Raw genomic sequence first — 18,855 nt, 5'->3', positions numbered from 1 at the left:
CTAAGCATTACTCACCCGTCCGCCGCTCGTCATCTTCAAAAGCAAGCTTTTGAAATGTTACCGCTCGACTTGCATGTGTTAGGCCTGCCGCCAGCGTTCAATCTGAGCCATGATCAAACTCTTCAATTAAAAGATTTTGATTTATCGTCCATTCTTGTTACCGAAGTAACAATCACAGACTACTCAATGAATTCTGATAGATGTTAAATCCGAAGATTCAACATTCTGCATGTTGCATGAACACTTCAGTTTCATCGAGAAAATGATGATTTCTCGTTCCACGTGAGTGCCCACACAGATTGTCTGACTAATTGTTAAAGAGCTTGTCGACCCAACTAATTTCTTAGCCGCTCAGCGTTTTGTTTGCTGTGCCCCGTCGACAGATGCGCATTATAGGGAGGGTTTAATTCGACGCAACCCCAATTTCAACAACGGCGAACCATTTGCACAAAACACCACCAATGCGCTGCAATTCTAAACCACCATTGAGTTGTTTTAACTCAATGACACGCTTCTGATGGTAGTAATGGAAGATATTTACCGCATTGAGCAAATATTGCCCCACCAAAACATTTAGACGGCTAAATGTCTAAAAGGCCATTGACAGCATTCTAGACGTCTATTTATTCTGGGCTTCAGCACCACCAACTAAGAACAACAGTAAGGCTGTGGCATTCGATGATTACCCTTCAATCCGTGAGCAAGAGTTACCGCTCTGGCAAACAACTTATTCAGGCGCTACAGCCAACCGATCTGCAAGTCGATAAAGGCAGCATCTTCGGCATCATTGGTCAATCTGGTGCAGGTAAAAGCACACTGATCCGCTGCGTTAATCTGTTAGAGCGTCCTGATGACGGCCAGATCATCATCGATGGCACAGAGCTCACTGCACTGGATGAACAGCAATTGCATCTGCAGCGGCAAAAGATCGCGATGATCTTTCAACACTTCAATCTGCTCAGTTCCCGCACGGTATTTGCCAACGTGGCGTTACCGTTGGAACTGGCCGGTGAGTCTAAAACCACTATTAACAGCAAAGTTAACCAATTACTGGCTCTGGTTGGCCTAGCCGATAAAGCGGATGCCTACCCGGCCAATTTAAGTGGTGGTCAAAAACAGCGAGTCGCCATCGCCCGTGCATTAGCGAACGATCCAAAAGTACTGCTTTGTGATGAAGCCACCTCGGCGCTGGATCCCAGCACCACTAAATCGATTTTGGCGCTGCTAAAGCGGATCAATCAGCAACTGGGACTGACCATCTTACTAATCACCCATGAGATGGAGGTGGTGAAACAAATCTGCCATCGGGTAGCGCTGATCGACGACGGCCAGTTGGTAGAGCAAGGCACTGTCGCCGAGTTTTTTGCCGGCGCCGCTACCGAGCTGGGTCGCCAGTTTGTGCGTTCCACTTTGCATGTCGAGTTACCCGACGACTATCAGGCGCAGTTACACCAAGCGCCGACAGCCAACAGTAAGCCAATTCTGAGACTGCGGTTTCACAGCGACACCGTTGATGCCCCAGTGATCACCCAAGTGGCCCATCAATTTGCGGTCGACTTAAGCATCATCAGCGCTCAGATGGAATCGATCGACGGCACCCGTTTTGGCCTGATGCTGACGGAACTGCTAGGCAACCGCGACGCCATCCAACAAACCATCACTTATTTTGAACAACACAACATCGATGTAGAGGTACTGGGTTATGTCGACTGAACTGCTGACTTTATTAGCCACGGCCACCGGCCAAACCCTGCAGATGGTGTTGCTGTCCGGCTTTATCGCCACCCTATTTGGCTTACCGCTGGGGGTGTTACTGCACCTAACCAAAACAGGCGGACTGTTAGCCAACCCAACTCTGAATCGAGTTTTGGGGCTGATCGTCAATATCGGCCGCTCGGTGCCATTCATCATCTTGCTGGTGGCGATCATTCCGTTCACTCGCTTGGTGGTTGGCACCAGCATTGGCACCCTCGCTGCGGTGGTGCCACTGACCGTGGGTGCAATCCCCTTTATCGCCCGCTTAATTGAAGGGGCATTGATTGAAGTACCGGCCGGATTGATGGAAGCCGCTAAAGCGATGGGTGCCAGTAAGCGTCAAACCGTTATTAAGGTGCTGCTGCCAGAAGCACTACCAGGGATCATCAACGCCATCACCATTACTTTAGTGACCTTGGTGAGCTATTCCGCCATGGCCGGTGCTGTCGGCGGCGGTGGCCTCGGTGATGTCGGCATTCGCTACGGCTACTACCGCTTTGAGCCCGAGGTGATGCTGGCCACCATCGCCATCCTGCTGGTGTTGGTGCAACTGATCCAATCTCTGGGCGATGGCATCGTCAAGCGCATCGACCACCGCTGAGAACCGGCAACGACTCATTGCCGCCAAACAAATTCAAAACAAACAAAAGCAATAACTAGGAAGTCGCAATCATGCAAAAGACCATTCGCACCCTGTTCGCTGCCGCAACAGCATTAGTATTAGCCGCCTGTGGCGACTCCAGCCCAAGCAACACCTTAAAGCTGGGTGCCATCGCCGGTCCTGAGGCGCAATTGGCTGAAATTGCCGCCGGCATCGCCAACAAACAGTTCGGTTTAGAGGTAGAGGTGATCCCATTCACCGATTACGTCACCCCGAACGCCGCGCTCAGCGATGGCTCAATTGACCTAAACGCGTTCCAGCATCGTCCATATCTGGATGGTCAAGTGGCCGCCCGTGGCTATCAGCTAACCGCCGTCGGCAATACCTTCGTTTACCCGATTGCCGCTTACTCCAATAAGATCCGCTCGCTGAGTGAACTGGCTGATGGCGCCAAGATTGCACTGCCAAACGATCCAACCAACTTAGGCCGCTCCTTGGTGCTATTGGAACAGCAAGGGCTGCTAACCCTAAAAGCAGGAGCCGGGATCACTGCGACCACTTTGGATATCGAAAGCAACCCGAAAAACCTACAGATCTTAGAGTTGGAAGCGGCGCAATTACCGCGTTCCTTGGATGACGTAGCGTTGGCGGTGATCAACAACACGTTCGCTGGTCAATCTGGCCTGACCATGGAACAGCACGGCTTGTTCGTGGAATCCAAAGAGAGCCCATACGTGAACTTGATTGTGGCTCGCACTGACAAGGCCAACGATCCGCGTGTCCAGCAGTTTGTGCAGGCTTACCAAAGCGATGCGGTTTACAACAAAGCGGTAGAGCTGTTTAACGGCAACGTGGTTAAAGGCTGGTAATCCCAGCAACCCAGTTTAAGGGAGGCAGTGCCTCCCTTTTTGTTTTTGCTATTCCAGCAAAACCTCTGATTAAATAACGGCCAAGTCATTCATTTTTCGACAGGATGTCGTTATGTCTTTGTATATCACCCTCGCCATCGTCCTGGCGGTCATCGTCACCCTCGTGATGATCTTCAACACCTTAGTCAGCCTGCGTAATCGTCACCAAAACGCCTTTGCCCAGATCGAAGTGCAGCTTAAGCGCCGCTACGATTTGATCCCCAATCTGGTGGAAACCGCCAAAGGCTACCTCAAGCATGAAAAAGAGACGCTGGAAGCGGTCATTGCTGCTCGCAATCAAGCGATGGCCGGACTGAATGCCGCCAAAGCGGATCTTGCCAATGCCGACGCCATCGGCGCGCTGGCCGGTGCCGAAAGCGCCCTCGCCGGTGCCTTAGGTAAGCTCAATGTGGTAGTGGAAGCCTACCCAGAGCTGCAAGCCAACCAAAATATGATGCAGTTATCGGAAGAGTTAACCGCCACCGAAAATCGCGTTGCCTTTGCCCGCCAAGGCTTTAACGATGCGGTGATGGCCTACAACGAATATAAACAGAAGTTCCCCGCGGTGCTGTTTGCCGGCCTATTCGGCCACGGTAAAGACGCAACGCTGTTGCAATTTGCCGACAGTGCCGCGATCGCCGAAGCCCCTAACGTATCGTTCTAAATGGACTTCTTTGCCCAACAGCAGCAAGCGCGGCGGCGCACGTTGTTGCTGCTGTTGCTGTTCGCCGTCGCCGTTATCCTGATCTTGGCAATCACCAATATCGCCCTAGCGCTATTTCTGTTCCCAGAGGAACTGCTGAACAACACCAGCAATACGCTATTTTCGAGCGATAGTGCTCTGCTCAGTGGTGCCATCTTATTAGTGATCAGCGCCGTCATTATTATTAAGTGGCAGCAATTACGCGCCGGCGGCCATAAGGTCGCCGAAGCCTTGGGCGGCAAACGGATTGCCACCAACAGCGATGATCCGACCCACCGGCGACTGCTGAACGTGGTTGAAGAGATGGCCTTGGCCGCCGGCCTGCGAGTGCCGGCAGTTTATCTGTTACCCCATGAGTACGGCATTAACGCCTTTGCCGCAGGTTACAGCCAAGCCGACGCGGTTATTGGCGTCACTCAAGGCACCTTGGATAAACTGACTCGATCGCAGCTACAGGGCGTGATTGCTCACGAATACAGCCACATCTTAAATGGCGATATGCGCCTTAATCTGCGCCTGATGGCGGTATTGGCAGGGATCATCTTCATCTCCCAAGCCGGTGAGTTCGTTGCCCGAGCCAGCAGCAACAGTCGCAAGAACAACGGCCAGACCGCCATTATTGCCATCGCGTTAATGGTGCTCGGCTACCTTGGAACGGTGTTTGCCAATTTGATAAAAGCGGCAGTGAATCGGCAACGGGAATTTTTGGCAGATGCCTCGGCGGTGCAGTTTACTCGCGATCCCAGCACCATCGCCGGCGCCCTAAAAATGATCGCCGCCCACGGCAGCCGTATCGATCACGCCAACGCCGCCCAATCCAGTCATCTGCTGTTTGGCAGCTACCGCTCATTTTCCTCATTATTGGCCACCCACCCGCCGATTGAAGCGCGGATCCGCGCCATCGAGCCCAATTGGGACGGCCGCTACGCCGAAACGGTGATCGCCACCGAACAAGCAACCCAAGTACCGCAATCAGCAGCAGCGCCAATGGCTGTCGAAGCCGATAACACCAACCAAAAAACGGTACAACCATTGGCCGCATTAACCGGTTTATCCACGGCGCTGCAAGCGCTGGCCCATCAACCGCAAGATGCCTGTGAGTTAGCGGCGGCACTGGTTGGCCGACCATCCAATCACAGCGAGCCGCTTCAAGCGCTGGACTTAAGCCAACAAACCGCTTTGGTACAGTTACTTAACCCCAGTTTGCTGTCACTGTCACCGCAGCAAAGTCGCGCCCTGTTGCAGCGCCTGCAAGGTGAAACCGATACCACCAACCTACAACAGTGGTGCTTGCTGCAACTGCTTAGCCAACCGCTGCGGCAAAACCAAGATAACCGACAGCCACATGGTCACGGCCACGGCAACGCCAAACACGCCGCCATTGATCTGCTGTTGCTGCTGGCCAATCACGGCAATGACGATGAAGATAAACGACGTAAAGCGTTTTATCGCGGCGCCAACGCCATGGGCTGGTATCAAGCGCAATATCAACCGGAGGTCGATTGGCAGCAAGCGGCCAACGATCTGCTACGCCTGCGTCGCTGTCCGCCAGTGTTTAAACAAAAGCTGCTGCGCGCCTGTGTGTTGTGCGCTCAGCATGACGACATCATCAATGCCGATGAAGCCGCGTTGCTGCACTGCTTAGAGTTACTGCTAGACTTGCCGCCAGTTCACGCAAATCTACAGCAGCTTTGAGCCTCGATATGATTTCAACCTTTACCCTCAGCGCCGGAGATAACACCCTGCGCTGTTCCACCTTTGGTGGCCAACTATTACAGTGGCACCATCAAGGCCGGCCAATTTTGTGGCTGTCGGAGCTGGCCGACTTAACCGGCAACAGCCCCATTCGTGGTGGCGTGCCAATCAGCTTCCCGTGGTTTGCCGAGCAATTTCCGCCAGCGGCGAAGACACTGCCTAAACACGGCTTTGCCCGCACCCAACAGTGGCAGTTGCTCAAACAACAGAGTCACTCGCTAACCCTGCAGCTGACCGATAACTCAACCACCCTCGCCTTGTGGCCACATCGGTTTGCGCTCACACTTAAAATCCAACTAAGCGGAAGCGAGTTGGATCTGTGCTTAACCATCGCCAATACCGATGATCAACCGTGGCAATGCGGCGCCGCGCTGCACAGTTACTTTGCCTGTGATAATGCCGCTGCAGTTGAAGTGGCAGAGTTAACCGGTCGCGATTACTTCAATAGTCTGCAGCAAGGCCGACAGCAACAGTTCCACAGCGATTGTCTGCCGAACCCGATTGACGCCATCGTCCCCAATCTAATGCAAATCAAGACACTGGGTCTGAACATCAGCCATCAGGGTAACGACAGTACGGTGATCTGGAATCCCGCCGAACAGCACCCAAGTGACGTCAGCACCGCCGAGCGTCAGCAATTTATCTGCTTGGAAAGTGTCATCGCTTTGGCACCGATCACTTTGGCTCCAAGTCAGCAGCATCAACTGCGGCAGCGGATCGCTTTACAGTCATAACTCTCGGCGGCCACTGGTAGGCTTTTTTTATCAAATTGTCGCCGTTACTCTGTCTGACAATGGAATAACAATTACGGCCAAGTTCACCAAGGGCCGACCGATATATTGAAGGGTTCTGCGCATGATCAATGCTGAAATCAGCGGCTGGGGCAAATGCTTGCCACCGGCGGTATTAACCAACGACGACTTGGCCACCATCATGGATACCAATGACGAGTGGATCCGTTCTCGCACCGGCATTGGCCAGCGCTATATCAGCCACGTTCCCAACTCGCAGATGGCCACGGTTGCCGGCCAACGAGCGCTAGCTTGCGCCGGCATCGACGCTAGCGAGCTGGATATGATCCTGATCGCGACTTGTTCACCGGATACGCTGCTGCCCAACATGGCCACCGAAGTGCAGGCCGCCCTAGGCGCCGAATGCGCAGCAATGGATCTGAACGCCGCCTGTTCCGGTTTTTTGTACGGTTTGGGATTGGCGACCGCCCAGATCCGCAGCGGCCAGATGCGTAACATTCTGATTATTGGCACCGAACGCTTAAGCTTCTTCTTAAACTGGACGTTGCGAGAAAGTGCGGTGCTGTTTGGCGATGGCGCTGGCGCCGTGGTGCTTAGCGCCACTGAAAGCGAACAACCGGCCGGGGTACTGAGCTACGCCATGCACAACGATCCCAGCGGCAGTGAACACATCAAAGTCGCCAACTTCGGCAGCAATATGGATCGCTTCCAAACCGACAGCTTTAACTTCCATCTGCAATTTAATGGCCGCGAAGTGTTTAAGCGGGCCATTGCCGGCATGGGCAAGATGAGCATCAAGGTGCTGGAGCAAGCGCAATTATCCTCTGAGCAGATCGACATCGTCATTCCGCATCAGGCCAACGAGCGGATCATCGACACCCTGATTGGCAAAATGGGCATTCCCAAAGAAAAAGCTTTCATCAATATCGAGGGTTACGGCAACACCTCGGCGGCGACCATCCCAATCGCCATTACCGATGCGTTGCAACAGGGTCGGATCAAGCCCGGCGACACCATTTTAAGCTGCGCCTTTGGCTCTGGCTTAACCTCCGCCGCCGCCACCATTAAGTGGGGACAGCGGATCACCCCGCTGGGCGAAAGCGATGCCGAGCTGCCAGTTTGTAAGCAATCGGCGTTAGAGCTAATCGCCAGCGCCGTCGCCTATCAAAAACAGCATCCCATCGGTTAATCGATCAATCGGTTAATCCGTTCTGCATCTAAACAGCAGTGGCGAGCAATCGCTAACCGGCGTATCGTTGCCGCCACTGATGTTGTTCTACTCTCATTCCCATGAATCTTGCTAGCGCATTGCGCCTATTGGCGCTCTCTGCCGCTTGGGGCGGCTCTTTCCTATTACTGCGAATGGGTGCTTCAGCCCTTGGCCCGGCGGTGCTGATCGAAGGGCGCCTGCTGTTTGCGGCGCTGTTCCTTAGCCTAATGGCGGTACTGCTTAGCAAGGCATTCCAATTTGCGGGCAATTGGCGCCATTTCGCACTGTTGGGTCTGGCCAATACCGCCCTGCCGTTCCTGTTACTGGGCTATTCCGCACAAACCTTGAATGCCTCGATGATGTCGGTGCTCAATGCCGCTGCACCGATTTTTGGTGCCATTATTGGCGCTTGTTGGGATCGCCAAGCGCCGCCGAAAACCACAGTGTTGGGGTTATTGCTGGGTACATTGGGGGTGGCGATTGTGGTTGGCTTAGATCCCATCACCCTAGATGGGCAGATGCTGGTTGCGGTAGCCGCATCGCTAACTGCCGCCTTTAGCTACGGGTTTGCCAGCAACTATACCCGTCGCAGCACCAAACTGCCCGCCTTTACCAATGCCCACGGCAGCATGTGGGCCGCCGCATTAATGGTGTTACCGCTAGCGCTGCTATTCCCGTCACCAACCGCAATCGACAGTAAATTGCTGCTGTTGATGCTGATCCTTGGGGTGGTCTGCACCGGCATCGCTTACCTGCTCTACTTCCGCTTGGTGGAAGAGGTTGGCGCCACCTCGGCGTTAACCGTCACCTATCTGGTGCCACTGTTTGGGGTGTTGTGGGGACATTTAGTCTTAGATGAACCACTGAGCAGCAACATCTTGCTTGGTGGGGTTGTGGTGCTGCTGGGAACGTCGCTGGTTACCGGGACCTTTGCTCAAGTGATCCACAAACTGCAACGTTAAGCGGATCCCAATACAGCGGGCTGTCAAAGTGGCCAGCAAGCAAGCGGTTAAACTCTTTAAAGCTGGCGATCCGCCGCTGCTCACCGGTCAGGCACTGCCACACAAACTGATGGCAGTTGTTGTCGCGCAGATGATAGTCACGGTAACTGAATAGCTGCTGGGCGGCCCGTTCCACCGCTTCTGGCCGCGCCAACGGGCTGTGGTAACGATCGCAACCAACAAAGATGGTGCCGCCGCTGCGGCCAGTTAAAAAACGCTTGGCCGAGATCCCTCGCACCAAGCCGCTGCCATGCAGTTCGGCAATGCAATCGTCCCCAAGCCAAAGACCACTGTGCTCCACCACGCCATAGACGTAACAGACCACAATGGAACCCAATGCCGGGGTTACCTGAAAATGCCCAGGCAACCATTCGGACGGCGATAACGCCATATCGCCAGAAACTTGAGACTGGTAGCGCTGGCGCAATTGGGTTTTGCGATGAGAGCGATATTCCAGTGCGGCGGCCGCGCCGGCCGCCAGCAGAATTAACGGAAGTGCCATAGCCTGATTTGCAGTGATGTCATCTTTTCAAGATAGCCATTTCGCCAGACGCAGCAATCCCCGTTTGGTTTCAAAAGCTTTCTATGATGCGGCCGCCAAAATCATATCGGCGGCTTTCTCGGCAATCATAATTGTCGGGGCGTTGGTGTTGCCACTGATCACCGTTGGCATAATTGACGCATCCACCACCCGCAGCCCTTGCAGACCATGAACCCGCAGCTGACTGTCCACCACCGCTAACTCATCGTTGCCCATTTTGCAGGTGCCGACGGGGTGATAGATGTGACTGGTTTTATCCGCAATGTAGTCAAGCAACAGGTCGTCGCTGGCATTGGCATCGGCGGGAAAGATGGTATCGCCGACAATCGTTTGCAACGACGGCGCATTCAGGTAGCCCAGTAACCGTTTAACCCCCGCCAACAACAACTGTTTATCCCGTGGATCACTGAGTAGCTTAAGATCGATCAGCGGTGCTGCCTGTGGATTATCGCTGCGAAGGCTGACTTGGCCACGACTGTAAGGCCGTAGCAAACAGACGTGAGCGGAGATCCCATATTGGCGCCATAGGCTTAAATTACGACCGTGATCGTCCATCGCCAGTGGCGAGAAATGCAGTTGCAGATCCGGGCGCGGATCGGCGGGATTGGAACAGATAAACCCACCGGCTTCGGCGACCGTGGTAGCTAACATGCCGCGGCGCTGGGTCAAATACTGCCAAAGCTCAGCCACCATCCGCAGCATCTGCCGCGGCTGAAAGTTAGCCCAGGAACTTTTGGTTTTTTCTTTAGCGACCACCAAGATATCGGCGTGCTCTTGCAGGTTTTCACCGACCCCCGCCAAATCGTGCTGTTGCTCAATGCCATGAGGATCGAGCTTATCCTTGGCGCCAATGCCGGAGAGCAGCAAGATCTGTGGCGAGCCAAACGCCCCGGCCGATAACAGTACCTCTTTGCTGGCACTAGCCTGCAGTCGCTGGCCATCAAGCAGATACTGCACCCCAGTCACCGTTTTGCCATCCAGCAGCAGCTTTTCTACGGTTGCCTCGGTCACCAACGTCAGATTCGGGCGCGCCAATACCGGATGCAGATAGGCACTGGCCGCGCTATGGCGTTGACCCTCTTTCTGAGTAACCTGAAACCAACCGACCCCATGTTGGCTCGCGCCATTAAAGTCGTTGTTGGCGGGCTCGCCGGATTCAATCGCGGCATCGATCATCCGTTGGCATAACGGGTGAGTGCTGCGCGGTTCGGCGACATTTAACGGGCCATCAACGCCATGATAGTCGTCGGCGCCGCGCTCTTGATGCTGAGCCTGTTTGAAATAGGGCAGCACCTCCGCGTAAGACCAACCTTGGTTACCAAGCTGCGCCCAATGATCGTAATCCTCAGCCTGACCCCGAACATACAGCATGGCGTTGACCGACGAGCTGCCGCCCAGGGTTTTGCCCCGTGGACAAAAGACACTGCGGTTATTCAATTCTGGCTGCGGGGTGCTATCAAACGACCAGTTGCGCCAACCAAACATCATTGAGGTGATAAGTCCCAACGGCGTTTGCACCAGTGGGCTGATATCGCTGCCACCGGCCTCTAGTAGCAATACTCGATTACTGGCAACAGCCGACAATCGATTGGCGAGCACACAACCGGCCGAACCGGCGCCAATAATGATGTAATCAAACTGACCTAACTGACTGTTACTCATTGCACTCTCCATCTGTCGGCATGGTTCCAAGCTAACCATTAGTACAGTAATTGAGCAACCGTTAACTGACTGTTGGGATCGGCGTCGGCCTGCTGAGCCAATAATAACTCGCCACACGCTATGGCATCGGTCAGTGCACAGTGGTCGGCATAAGCCGGCAGATGGTAACGCTGACGGCAGGCCGCCAGTTGCAATAGTGGTTTTTTCAATGGCTGAGACTGGCGTGCCAAGCGCTGGCGTTCTATCGCTAAGGTATCAAGCACCAGCAATGGCAGCGGCCAGCCGTAAACCTTGGCAAAAGCACGTCGCAAAAACGCCACATCCAATGGCGCATGGTGACAAACTAATACCCGACCACAGAGCATCGGCAGCAACGCCTCAAGCACTTGCGGCAACGGCTGGCCTTGGGCTAAATCCAGATCGCGCAGGCCATGAATGGTGGCACTGTGACCGACGCTTTGCGCAATCGTCACCGCCTGATGCAAACATTGCCCCAACCGCAATTGCCCCTGATCCATCGGCACCGCGGCAACCGAAACAATTTGGTCCGCGGCAGGGTTCAAGCCGGTCAGTTCCAGATCCAGCGCCAGCAGCGGCGTCTGTGCTAAGGACTGATTAAGGCGAATGGGAAATTGTTCAAAGTAAGGTTGCAACGCTTTCGGCGCTCGCCACAACCCGAAACGATGCTGCCAGTAGCGTTTCGCTATCGATGACCGCAGCATCACAGTTGCCGCCGATAGCGCAAACCGATGCCATCTTGGCCGCGCTGAGCCACCCGAAAGGCTAACTTCAATTGATGACGGCTTAACTCTGACAAGCTATCCGGCACCAAGTTGTTACTGAGCGGCTCCCCTGCCTGCCATTGCTTACCTTGATTACTCAAACGCAAATGACCAATAAACTCATGGGCATCGGCCAAATTAAGGGCATCATTGCGGGTCAACGCTCCCGCCGCCATCGCCGCTTGCAGCCGTTTTAAGGTATTCACCTCCTCGCTACCGCAACTGAGGGCATGCAGCCGGGCGATATCATTGATCAGCAACAAACCGCGCCGCTTCAAATCCAGCGACTTTTGTTGCTGGCCATTCTCTTCCAATAACCACTGACGAAAGAACCCCAACGGCGGCGAGTTTTGCAGTGCATGGCCGGTTAGATGCGCCAAAAACAGTGGCGATTTGGGCTGTTCAATCAACCACTGATGTAATTGCTGCCCCAGCTCTCGCCGCCCCGCTAGCGGCCGCAAATCAAAAAACACGCTGGCATTTAAGGTGGCGTTGGGATCGGGCTGTTCTAACCAATAGTTAAACTTGCGTTGCCACAGCTCAACCGGCACCCGCAGCTTGGGGTTGCTGGCCATAATGTTGCCGGGGCAATAAATGTAGCCACAGGCATTAAGGCCATCGCAAACAATCTGGGCAAACTCGGCAAAATAGCTTGCTTCGGCCTCATTGGGATCGCGTTCCAGTAACAAGCCGTTGTCTTGATCCGATTGCCCGGCCATGTCCATCCGCGCTTGCGAGCCAAAACAGAGCCAACACCAAGCCATCGGCGGCTCACCCAACTGTTTGATCGCCAATTGCGTTAGCCGCTGGGTAACCGCGTCCGCCAGCAAGGTCAGCACGCGCCCCACCTCTTCCGCGCGGGCATCGGCGGCGATCATCTGCTGCAGCAGTGGCATAAACTGCAGGCTTAACTGCACCAACGCGGCCACATCCTCCGCTTGCGCAAGTAAGCTGGCGAGGTTCGGCAGTTCGGTTCGTTCCAACCGCAGCAGATCGCTGCTGGTGACAATCCCCACCAACTTATCCTGCTCGCGCACCGGCAGATGGTGAATGTCTGCCTGCGCCATCAATAGCTGCGCCTCAAACACCATCACCCCAGCGTCGGCACACACCGGCTTAGAGGTCATCACCTGTGCTACCGGCGTATCTAAACTCAGCCCTTGGGCGAGCACCCGATTGCGCAGATCACGGTCGGTAATAATGCCGCAGTTATCGGCCTCTTCAATCAACAGCGCCGAGATCCCCGCCTGTGCCATCTGCTGCGCCGCTTGTTGCACTGTAGCGCTGCTGGCGATCCGCTGCACCGGGGTCGACATCACCGTTTTTAATTTAATGGTGCTGCTGTGATCGCGACTACTAAAGCGCTGTTGATGACGCAGCCGGGTGGCCTGCTGGCGATTGAAAAAGCGTTGGAACTCACGGCTTTCGCTGCATAACTGATTAAAGCCCGTCTCGGATAGCACATACACCAAACCGTCTTCGATGATCCGCACCTGATTGCTGACCTTATCGCCGGTCAGCAAGCTGGGGAAACCGAAATAATCTCCCTCCCCTAAACGGTCGATCAATTGGCCTTGATCGCTGCGCAGTTCAAATGCGCCGCTGCGAACCAGATACAGTTGCGGCTGGCTGTAGTTAACTGCCACGGTGTTATCCGCTTTGGCAAAATAAGCGATGTGACTGTGGGATTCGGCAAACTGCTGCTGAGCTTCGGTCAGCAACGAAAACGGCAAACACTGCTGATAGAACGCCAATACCGGGGAATTGGACTTTAGTGTCATAGGCAGCACCCTCCCAATTGTTAACATAAACAACATCATGCCAAACGGGAGTCACCTATGATCGCTATCGCTCAAACCATCGCGCTGTGCCTTGGGGCACTGCTGGTGCTCGCCTCGCTGGGCAAATACATTCAGCGCAGCGGCAACTGGCATGGGATATGGCAAATTTGGATTGGTCAGCTAAAAGACTTTAATGTCGCCGAATACCGCCTGTTTCGCAGTGCCGTATTGATACTGCTGTTTGCCGTGGTGCTGCGGATCATCAACTTAACCCTGAACGGCTAACCGCGATATTAGGCTTTGGTGCAGTCGCGGATGGCCTAATCACTATCACCGTAGCACTCCGCTTCACGAGCGGACGACAAAGGACGCCCACCAACTGGCACTACCCAGATCACAGCTTATTCCGCTTTTATTCCGAACAATTTCGATTTTGCGCCTTCGGTCACTGACAGTAGTTCAATAGATGGCATACAACATATTGATTGGATTATTGAGCAATGTGGCGATTGTTAGCGTTGTGTACAAACTACAAGGTAGCCGTTGTCGTTCAAATAAATCATTCAATCAAATAAATAGTTAACTGTAATTGGAGAAGAAATGGAATCAGTATAAATACTAATATTAGATAAGATTCCAGATTGGGTTATCTGGTTTATTCCAGTTGCATGGTTGACCCCTAAAATATTAGGTTTAAAGATAGTTCGTAGAACACATGGCGGTGTGAAGTTCACAAACACTATAATTAGGCAAAATATCTTAAAGCCATCACATTGGACAATTTTCCCTCCTTTTTTACCTCATCAAGAAGCTAGTGTCGTTGAAATTAAGCCGGGTATCTGTATTTTCAATAAGTTGCTTTCTGATATAGAGCTATATCCAACAGCACGACAGACGACCAACTTACAATATCAAGCGTTAGTAACGAAAGATAATCGCACGATCGCGGTTAGCACTATCATCGCATACGAAGTGTCCGATATTGTAAAAGCTTATGGTGAAACCTGGGATGTGGAAGATTTAATTAAGGATATTTCTTTGGCCAAAGTTCGCCAACTTCTAACCTCAATGGCATACGAAGACATTATTGTAAACCAAGCTAAAATAGATACCAATCTAACAAATGAAATACATCTAGAGCTAACAAAGTACGGAATAAAAGTACATAAAGCTTATTTTACAGATCTAGCTCCCTCGGGGAATACGTTCTTTATGAATTCAGAAAACTCTAATCTGGTGCCCATACCTGAGGGAAAGTGAAATTCGAAATAAAAATTACACTTAAATACGACGACATCAAAATTTATAATTCACCGTCCAAATACAACAATGCCGCTTCCAGTGGAAGCGGCATTGTCAGTAGCTGATTCGGCAAAACTCGATAACGTCATCGAGTCCAATACCGATAACGGCCTTAGCTGAGCAGCATTAGAACTTGCTGCGAGCGAAGCCGGTCATTACCTCTAGGCCCATTTCACGGCCGATGGCGGTCATTGGGTGAACGATAACGATGCCGCGTACGGTCTTTTTCAGCGCGCCTTGGTTGGCCTGCTCTTCTTTGGTCAGCGCACGGCTAAAGCTCAGCTTTTTAATCTCTTGCGCTTTTTGGCTTAGCTGACGGTTGTTGGTGGTACGCACTGAGTTAATGCGTTTTTCCAGCGCCGCCACCTCTTCATTGAACTGGTCAATAACCTGCTGGTCGCCGCGCTCGTGAGCCGCTTGCAGTTTGCGTTTAACCGCAGACAGACGGTTGCTCAGTTGGTGTACTTCTTGTTTCAAGTTCATGGGGCGTCGCTTTAGATAAATTTAGAAAGGCGGCGGAGTATAGCACCCCGCCGCGCAATTATCCCAGTAGCGATAACACCGCCGACCTGATTACAGCATCAGCTTACGCACTTCCTTTACCGGCGCGCTGCCGTAGCTTAAGAACTGCTGATGGAACTGCTTGAGGTTGAACTGCTCGCCTTGGCTGGCACGCAACTCATCACGCAGATCGTAGATCTCGCGAAAACCGGAGTAGTACGAGGTTAACTGCACTTGGCTTAGGGTCGCCCGGCGCCACTTTTGTTCGGCTTCGGTTTGCTGCTGAAAAGCTTCATTAACCAGCAGATCCAACCCTTGGGCTTTATCGATATTCAACACATGCATGCGGTAATCAAGAATGGTGTTGCACACCACCCGCAGGTTCCACTTCCAATACATCAGCCACAGTTCCGGCTCAAACTCGCCATAGCCCGCTTCTAACATCATCCGCTCGGCGTAAACCGCCCAGCCCTCAATCATGGCGCCATTGCCAAACAGGCTTTTTACCAACGAGGACGATTCATTGTTGGAGTACACCAACTGGGCGTAATGACCGGGGATCGCTTCATGGATGTTTAAGATCTGCAGCACCCAATGGTTGTATTCGCGCAGGTAGCTTTCTGCCTGCTCAGGGCTGAGCTTATCCAGCGGGGTGACGTTGTAGTAGGTGTTGCCGCCCGTATCAAACGGCCCTGGGGCGGAAATACTGGCGCCAGCAAAGCCGCGCATATACTCCGGGGTTTCCCGCACCAGCAGCGGCTTGGTGGGATCCAGTGTCAGCAGATCTTGGTCATTCACGAACTGGGTGAGCTCAGGAATTTGCTTTTCAATTTCGCTAACAAAATCCTGTCGCGCTACATGCTTAACCGACAGATGATCGATCAGGGTACGGATCGCTTGTTTGCTGTCGCTCGGCATCGGGCCATCGGGGAAGTATTTCGGCCACAACTGCTTAGTTAACTCAAGCATCTGCTGCTGAGCGTAATCTTTATCGGCCAGCGCCCGTTGATACAGCTCGGCGGCGGTCATGCCCGCTTGAATGTCTAAGGCAAACTTCTCTTCATAAAGGGTTTCGCCGATGCGGAACGATTTGGCGGGCTCGTTCTCCATCTGCGCTAACCGCTGCTCTAAATGGGTGACGTAGCTGCTGATCGCTTGCCGTGACGCCAGATAGCGCTGCTCAAAATTGACTTTATCCGCGTCGGACAGTGGCGATTGTTTGGCACGCTCTAGCAGTTCGGGGCTGAACAGGCCAAGGGTGCCGTTGTTTTGCAAAATGGCCAGCTCGGTGTGTTCGCGGGTGGGATTATCCAGATTGATCCGCGCCGCGGCGTAGTAATCGGGGATCTTGGCCATGCGCGCCAGCAGCGCCTTGAGCTTGTCCTCTTCACTGCCCCACGGCTCAGACAGCAAGCGACCAATCACACCGCCGACGTTGTAGCTGGCAGGATCCCACTGCCAACGCTTAAAGCGCTGCTGTTGCCACTGCATCGAATCCAAGGTGTTTTCAATCAAGGCAAAATCGGTTTGCAGTGATGATGACAGCTGCGCTTTATCGATGCTGGATAGTTGCGCCCGCCAGCGGCTGACAAACGCCAACTGCGCTGCACGCTGGCTCGCATCCGGCAGCACCATTTGCTCAGCGTATTGGTAGTTACCGGCGTACACCGCCCAATCCGGTGACAGCGTCCAGAGCTCATCAATCAATTGCTGTGATAACTGACTAAAGCGTTGTTGCTGACACTGGCTGTCGCAGCTTGCGACCGCACCAACCGGCTCCACCGCCGACTGACAGGCGCTTAGCCCCAAGGTTGATAATGCCAGCGCCAATGGCAGCAGGCTGGTTGTTGCAATCCGTTTCATAATCCAATCCTCCGTGAGTACGGCTTGGATTGTAACGACTATTTAACAACATGTTGAGTAGGCTGCCGTTTCGGAATGAATCGCTGCCAGTAAGACTGGCGCAACAGCAATAAACCAATAAAGCCCAGCAGATACAGCAGCGGCTCAAGGTTGCCGGATTTGACCGACCACCAAAAATGCAGCGGCCCCAATAAGGCCAGCAGATAGACGCTGCGGTGAATGGGTTGCCAGCGCCGGCCGAGCTTACGCTGCATGACCAGCGGCGAAGTCAGCGCGAGCACCAGCAAAATCAATAAGCCGATGGCGCCAACCACAATGTAGGGGCGCTTGATGGTTTCACGGAGCAACAGCGACCAATCAAACAGCAGATCAAAGGCGGCAAAAGCACCGACGTGCAACAGGGCGTAAGTGAAACACCATAACCCCAACAATCGCCGCGTTCGTATTAGCCAACCGGCTTTAAAACGCTTGGCCAGTGGCGATACCAGTAAGGAGGTCGCCAGCGTATGCAGGGTGCCCATCCCCAGAAAATGGATCAGGTATTGCACCGGATCGCCGCCTAAGGCACCACTTTGCAGTTGCAGATAAAGCCACAGCAACGGTAAGGCGCAGGCCAGATGCAGCGCGGTTTTAACCAGCAAGATTTTGCGCGCTAATACCATTGGCGCAGATCCATGCCATCGTAAAGATCAGCGACAAAATCGCCGTAGCCATTAAACATCTCGGTGGGAATACGTTTCGCCGACAACAAACCGCCGCTGCCAATGCGCCGCTCTGAGGCTTGTGACCAACGTGGGTGATCCACCTGCGGATTGACGTTGGCGTAAAAGCCATATTCGTGATCGGCCAGCAAATTCCATGTGGTTGGCGGCATCTTCTCAACCAAGCGAATACGCACTATCGACTTGATGCTCTTAAAGCCATATTTCCACGGCACCACCAAGCGGATCGGTGCGCCGTTTTGCGGCGGCAGCGTTTTACCGTACAGGCCAACGCTGAGCAAGGTCAGATCGTGCATCGCCTCGTCCAAGCGTAAGCCCTCGACGTAGGGGTAATTGATGCCACCACCAACAAAGCGGCTACGCTGGCCCGGCATCTGCTCTGGGTCATAGAGGGTTTCAAAAGCAACGTACTTGGCTTTGCTGTTGGGCTCGGCTTGCTCAAGCAATCGCGCCAACGGAATGCCAAGCCACGGGATCACCATGCTCCACGCTTCAACGCAGCGCAGCCGGTAGATCCGCTCCTCAAGCGTGAAGCCCGACAGGATCTCATCCACCGTCCAGGTTTTCGGATTGGCGACCTCGCCTTCAATCCGCAATTGCCACGGTGACGTCACCATCTGTTGCGCGTTTTCTTTGGGATCGGTCTTGGCGGTGCCGAACTCATAGAAGTTGTTATGGCTTGTCACTTTGTCTTCCGGGGTCAGCGGATCGGCAATGCCAAACCGATTGCTACCGGTAAACTCCAATGGTTTTAGCAACGCCGGCTCGACTTTGGGTTTACCAAACCAGTCCGCCAGCCCCGCTTGCACGCCTAACGGCACACTGGCACCAATCGCCGACAGCCCGAGCGCTTTAACGATACGACGGCGTTGGTTAAATACTGCTTCGGGGGTGACGTGCTGTTGGCTCAGTTGCCACTTCGGTCGCTTGCTCATAATCCCTCACCTCAAAAATGCTGCTACCTGAATAGACAGTCTGCACCAGCAATTAATTTCAACCTCACTCTCTACTTCCCT

At 53.5% G+C, this 18,855-nt stretch carries 18 protein-coding genes and 1 rRNA gene; 10 read left to right on the top strand and 9 right to left on the bottom strand.

Translation table 11 applies throughout. The features are described 5' to 3' along the window. Positions 1-129 (bottom strand): 16S ribosomal RNA (locus G506_RS0110750); the annotation flags it as partial. A 549-nt stretch (positions 130-678) separates the two neighbouring features. On the opposite strand from G506_RS0110750, the gene metN reads away from it, so the two are divergent. From metN to G506_RS0110705, 8 genes are all read left to right on the top strand, one after another. Further along, positions 679-1,713, top strand: coding sequence for a methionine ABC transporter ATP-binding protein MetN (gene metN, locus G506_RS0110740; protein ID WP_028116866.1), 1,035 nt, complete (start codon positions 679-681; stop codon positions 1,711-1,713). After that, entirely contained in the window at positions 1,703-2,356 is a 654-nt protein-coding gene (locus G506_RS0110735) for a methionine ABC transporter permease (protein ID WP_028116865.1), read from the top strand. Before metN ends, G506_RS0110735 begins: the two co-directional genes overlap by 11 nt. Positions 2,357-2,427: 71 nt before the next feature. After that, positions 2,428-3,225 carry a methionine ABC transporter substrate-binding lipoprotein MetQ gene (gene metQ / locus G506_RS0110730; RefSeq protein ID WP_028116864.1) on the top strand — a complete coding sequence of 266 codons (798 nt, stop codon included), beginning with the start codon at positions 2,428-2,430 and terminating at the stop codon, positions 3,223-3,225. A gap of 112 nt (positions 3,226-3,337) precedes the next feature. After that, positions 3,338-3,928: a LemA family protein gene (locus G506_RS0110725; RefSeq protein ID WP_028116863.1), complete on the top strand. Its 591-nt coding sequence runs from the start codon at positions 3,338-3,340 to the stop codon at positions 3,926-3,928. After that, entirely contained in the window at positions 3,929-5,662 is a 1,734-nt protein-coding gene (locus tag G506_RS0110720) for a M48 family metallopeptidase (protein ID WP_028116862.1), read from the top strand. An 8-nt stretch (positions 5,663-5,670) separates the two neighbouring features. Continuing rightward, positions 5,671-6,456: an aldose epimerase family protein gene (locus tag G506_RS0110715; RefSeq protein ID WP_028116861.1), complete on the top strand. Its 786-nt coding sequence runs from the start codon at positions 5,671-5,673 to the stop codon at positions 6,454-6,456. A 121-nt stretch (positions 6,457-6,577) separates the two neighbouring features. Further along, the gene (locus G506_RS0110710) at positions 6,578-7,663 is read left to right on the top strand and encodes a ketoacyl-ACP synthase III (RefSeq protein ID WP_028116860.1); all 1,086 of its coding nucleotides are present in this window, start codon (positions 6,578-6,580) and stop codon (positions 7,661-7,663) included. Between the two features lie 101 nt (positions 7,664-7,764). Continuing rightward, entirely contained in the window at positions 7,765-8,646 is an 882-nt protein-coding gene (locus G506_RS0110705; protein WP_028116859.1) for a DMT family transporter, read from the top strand. Here the strand turns inward: G506_RS0110705 and G506_RS0110700 are convergent. The 4 genes from G506_RS0110700 to G506_RS0110685 form a co-directional block, all read right to left on the bottom strand. Next, positions 8,603-9,187 carry a C40 family peptidase gene (locus G506_RS0110700; protein ID WP_028116858.1) on the bottom strand — a complete coding sequence of 195 codons (585 nt, stop codon included), beginning with the start codon at positions 9,185-9,187 and terminating at the stop codon, positions 8,603-8,605. The genes G506_RS0110705 and G506_RS0110700 overlap by 44 nt on opposite strands. 81 nt (positions 9,188-9,268) lie before the next feature. Then, positions 9,269-10,888: a GMC family oxidoreductase gene (locus tag G506_RS0110695; RefSeq protein ID WP_028116857.1), complete on the bottom strand. Its 1,620-nt coding sequence runs from the start codon at positions 10,886-10,888 to the stop codon at positions 9,269-9,271. 38 nt (positions 10,889-10,926) lie between these two features. Then, positions 10,927-11,610 (bottom strand): exonuclease domain-containing protein, encoded by a 684-nt coding sequence (locus G506_RS0110690; RefSeq protein WP_028116856.1) that lies wholly within the window; start codon positions 11,608-11,610, stop codon positions 10,927-10,929. Beyond that, positions 11,610-13,451, bottom strand: coding sequence for a DUF294 nucleotidyltransferase-like domain-containing protein (locus tag G506_RS0110685; RefSeq protein ID WP_028116855.1), 1,842 nt, complete (start codon positions 13,449-13,451; stop codon positions 11,610-11,612). Before G506_RS0110685 ends, G506_RS0110690 begins: the two co-directional genes overlap by 1 nt. Before the next feature lie 57 nt (positions 13,452-13,508). On the opposite strand from G506_RS0110685, the gene G506_RS0110680 reads away from it, so the two are divergent. Both G506_RS0110680 and G506_RS0110675 read left to right on the top strand, forming a co-directional pair. Further along, the gene (locus tag G506_RS0110680; protein ID WP_028116854.1) at positions 13,509-13,736 is read left to right on the top strand and encodes a hypothetical protein; all 228 of its coding nucleotides are present in this window, start codon (positions 13,509-13,511) and stop codon (positions 13,734-13,736) included. A 387-nt stretch (positions 13,737-14,123) separates the two neighbouring features. Further along, positions 14,124-14,711, top strand: coding sequence for an SPFH domain-containing protein (locus G506_RS0110675; RefSeq protein ID WP_169628100.1), 588 nt, complete (start codon positions 14,124-14,126; stop codon positions 14,709-14,711). Positions 14,712-14,879: 168 nt separating this feature from the next. Here G506_RS0110675 and G506_RS0110670 read toward each other — a convergent pair whose 3' ends face one another. The 4 genes from G506_RS0110670 to msrP all read right to left on the bottom strand — a co-directional run bounded on the left by G506_RS0110670 (position 14,880) and on the right by msrP (position 18,774). Continuing rightward, positions 14,880-15,236 (bottom strand): YibL family ribosome-associated protein, encoded by a 357-nt coding sequence (locus G506_RS0110670; RefSeq protein WP_028116852.1) that lies wholly within the window; start codon positions 15,234-15,236, stop codon positions 14,880-14,882. A 90-nt stretch (positions 15,237-15,326) separates the two neighbouring features. Next, positions 15,327-17,117, bottom strand: a complete 1,791-nt coding sequence (locus tag G506_RS0110665) for a DUF885 domain-containing protein (RefSeq protein WP_028116851.1) — start codon at positions 17,115-17,117, stop codon at positions 15,327-15,329. A gap of 38 nt (positions 17,118-17,155) precedes the next feature. Beyond that, positions 17,156-17,779 (bottom strand): protein-methionine-sulfoxide reductase heme-binding subunit MsrQ, encoded by a 624-nt coding sequence (gene msrQ / locus G506_RS19510; RefSeq protein ID WP_035387254.1) that lies wholly within the window; start codon positions 17,777-17,779, stop codon positions 17,156-17,158. Then, positions 17,770-18,774: a protein-methionine-sulfoxide reductase catalytic subunit MsrP gene (msrP, locus tag G506_RS0110655; RefSeq protein WP_028116850.1), complete on the bottom strand. Its 1,005-nt coding sequence runs from the start codon at positions 18,772-18,774 to the stop codon at positions 17,770-17,772. Before msrP ends, msrQ begins: the two co-directional genes overlap by 10 nt. Between the last annotated feature and the right edge of the window lie 81 nt (positions 18,775-18,855).

It is taken from the genome of Ferrimonas senticii DSM 18821 (assembly GCF_000422665.1).
In the GTDB taxonomy this organism is placed as follows: Bacteria; Pseudomonadota; Gammaproteobacteria; order Enterobacterales; family Shewanellaceae; genus Ferrimonas; species Ferrimonas senticii.
Note: the sequence above shows the minus strand (reverse complement) of the source record. Positions and strands in the feature narration are given on the sequence as shown.

Excerpts from the sequence above, each read along its gene's own strand:
- metN (WP_028116866.1), top strand. The coding sequence starts at position 679 with ATGATTACCCTTCAATCCGTGAGCAAGAGTTACCGCTCTGGCAAACAA.
- G506_RS0110735 (WP_028116865.1), top strand. The coding sequence starts at position 1,703 with ATGTCGACTGAACTGCTGACTTTATTAGCCACGGCCACCGGCCAAACC.
- metQ (WP_028116864.1), top strand. The coding sequence starts at position 2,428 with ATGCAAAAGACCATTCGCACCCTGTTCGCTGCCGCAACAGCATTAGTA.
- G506_RS0110725 (WP_028116863.1), top strand. The coding sequence starts at position 3,338 with ATGTCTTTGTATATCACCCTCGCCATCGTCCTGGCGGTCATCGTCACC.
- G506_RS0110720 (WP_028116862.1), top strand. The coding sequence starts at position 3,929 with ATGGACTTCTTTGCCCAACAGCAGCAAGCGCGGCGGCGCACGTTGTTG.
- G506_RS0110715 (WP_028116861.1), top strand. The coding sequence starts at position 5,671 with ATGATTTCAACCTTTACCCTCAGCGCCGGAGATAACACCCTGCGCTGT.
- G506_RS0110710 (WP_028116860.1), top strand. The coding sequence starts at position 6,578 with ATGATCAATGCTGAAATCAGCGGCTGGGGCAAATGCTTGCCACCGGCG.
- G506_RS0110705 (WP_028116859.1), top strand. The coding sequence starts at position 7,765 with ATGAATCTTGCTAGCGCATTGCGCCTATTGGCGCTCTCTGCCGCTTGG.
- G506_RS0110700 (WP_028116858.1), bottom strand. The coding sequence starts at position 9,187 with ATGGCACTTCCGTTAATTCTGCTGGCGGCCGGCGCGGCCGCCGCACTG.
- G506_RS0110695 (WP_028116857.1), bottom strand. The coding sequence starts at position 10,888 with ATGAGTAACAGTCAGTTAGGTCAGTTTGATTACATCATTATTGGCGCC.
- G506_RS0110690 (WP_028116856.1), bottom strand. The coding sequence starts at position 11,610 with ATGCTGCGGTCATCGATAGCGAAACGCTACTGGCAGCATCGTTTCGGG.
- G506_RS0110685 (WP_028116855.1), bottom strand. The coding sequence starts at position 13,451 with ATGACACTAAAGTCCAATTCCCCGGTATTGGCGTTCTATCAGCAGTGT.
- G506_RS0110680 (WP_028116854.1), top strand. The coding sequence starts at position 13,509 with ATGATCGCTATCGCTCAAACCATCGCGCTGTGCCTTGGGGCACTGCTG.
- G506_RS0110670 (WP_028116852.1), bottom strand. The coding sequence starts at position 15,236 with ATGAACTTGAAACAAGAAGTACACCAACTGAGCAACCGTCTGTCTGCG.
- G506_RS0110665 (WP_028116851.1), bottom strand. The coding sequence starts at position 17,117 with ATGAAACGGATTGCAACAACCAGCCTGCTGCCATTGGCGCTGGCATTA.
- msrQ (WP_035387254.1), bottom strand. The coding sequence starts at position 17,779 with ATGGTATTAGCGCGCAAAATCTTGCTGGTTAAAACCGCGCTGCATCTG.
- msrP (WP_028116850.1), bottom strand. The coding sequence starts at position 18,774 with ATGAGCAAGCGACCGAAGTGGCAACTGAGCCAACAGCACGTCACCCCC.